The following is a 1921-nucleotide window of genomic DNA, read 5'->3' on the forward strand; positions in this document are numbered from 1 at the left end:
ATTGAGTAGGAGGCGGGCTCACACCCGCCGTCCTCTCACACCACCGTGCGTACGGTTCCGTACACGGCGGTTCAAGCTATGCGGCTAAGCCGGTTGATCGTATCCAGTATCGAGACCAGTCCGAGTCGGTCCCATAGTTTCTTCGGCAGCGCCTGATTCATATGTGGCGCCCCCGAGTTCCACCATGGGCCTCGGCCGTTATAGGCCGATTTACAGGCACGCTCCTCGCTTAAGCCCAGACGCATCAGGTTGCGCGCCCTCGTAGAGGGCTGTTTCCATTGGCGCCAAATGGCACAGCGGAGTTTGTGCCTGATCCAGCCATCCAGCTCCTCAAGTGGCCGCTTGCTCTGGCTGAGCTTGAAGTAACCCGCCCAACCTCGTAGTACGGGGTTTATCCGCTCGATGGTGTTTGCCATCTTGCGGCCCCGTGCGCCGCATAGCAGCTCTGCGAGCCGGTCGCGCAGGCGACTCAGGCTCACCGTTGCCACCCGCAACCTTGGCTGCTGATGCCAGCTCATCCCATAACCCAAGTAATCACACTTCCAGGCTCTCGCGACTCGACTCTTCTTCTGATTCACCGTCAGTTTCAAACGTTGACTCAGGAAGCGCTCGACACTAGCCAGTACCCGTTCGCCAGCCCGAGGACTGCGCACATAAATGTTCGCGTCATCGGCATAGCGCACGAAGCGATGGCCCCGCCGCTCCAGTTCGCGGTCAAATTCATCGAGCAGGATATTCGACAGCAGCGGCGAGAGCGGGCCGCCTTGCGGCGTCCCTTCCTGCCGTGGACTGACGACACCGCCTGACATGACTCCCGCTTCAAGGTAGCGACGGATAAGCCTAAGTACGCACTTATCTTTGACCCGGCGCTCGATACAGGCCATGAGGATGTCGTGGTTGACCCGATCAAAGAACTTCTCCAGATCGACTTCCACGCACCACCGGTGCCCCGATGCCACATGGGCACGGGCCATCTCGACAGCTTGATGCGCGCTCCTGCCCGGACGGAAGCCGTAGCTGAAATCCGAGAACAGAGGATCGAAGAATGGCGTGAGTTGTTGCAGCAATGCCTGCTGGATCAGGCGATCCACGACGGTGGGAATTCCCAGTTGCCGCGTGCCGCCCTGCGGCTTGGGAATTTCAACCGCACGTACGGCTTGGGGATGGTATTCACCGGCCAGCAATCTGCCTTTGAGGATTGGCCAATACTGATTCACATAGCCTGCAAGGTCGGCGACCGTCATGCCATCGGCACCCGGCGCTCCCTTATTGCTGACTACGCGCTTATACGCACGTCTGAGGTTGGCCGGTGCGAGCACCCGCTCCATCAGCGTGTCCGGCTCTGCGTTCGTCCACGCCGATGACGCCGTCGATACCTTTGCGCTGTCAGGCATCATCCTCGGCTTCTGGCCGGGATTCGGAGTGACAGATTCCGTTTTAGGAAATTTCTGCATTGCGGCTACCAACGAGACAGTGACGCCTACTGGCGGCATAACCTGTTCGGCCCTTGGTGACGCGGTTAACCGCCACTTACTACGGCCTCGGCTGACTTCTGCACGCTCATCCCGTCGCCTCTCGACGCTCGGTAGCACCAAGGCAAGCGTACAGATCTCCCAGGGTAATTCGCGTGACCTTCCTGCTTATGCCTGTCGGATTTACGTCGCAGCGTTCCGTGCAAGTATTGGGCTTTGACGATTATGGCCGTCTTGCCCCGCTGCGCCGCCTGATCCGCTTCCTGTTCGTCAGGCCAGCATTTTGCCTCGGGCTTCCTTCAGATTCGTAGTCGCCCACGACACCCTTGCCTCTGGCTAACACTTCCCCTTGCCGGGTGTGTAGAGGACTTTCACCCCCAAGTCACCAACGAGGCCACCACAGCCAAGCTGGTTGCGCTATCGCGCAACGCGCCATGCCTGGCGCACCA

1 protein-coding gene is annotated in these 1921 nt (G+C 59.7%); it reads right to left on the reverse strand.

All coding sequences use genetic code 11. The annotated features are described in order from the left end of the window. Positions 1-71 precede the first annotated feature (71 nt). On the reverse strand, positions 72-1493 hold the full coding sequence (ltrA, locus tag N5D53_RS27450) for a group II intron reverse transcriptase/maturase (protein WP_104886249.1): 1422 nt from the start codon (positions 1491-1493) through the stop codon (positions 72-74). Positions 1494-1921: the final 428 nt, after the last annotated feature.

Origin of the sequence: Pseudomonas sp. GD03862 (genome assembly GCF_029840855.1) — a bacterium.
Lineage (GTDB): Bacteria > Pseudomonadota > Gammaproteobacteria > Pseudomonadales > Pseudomonadaceae > Aquipseudomonas > Aquipseudomonas alloputida.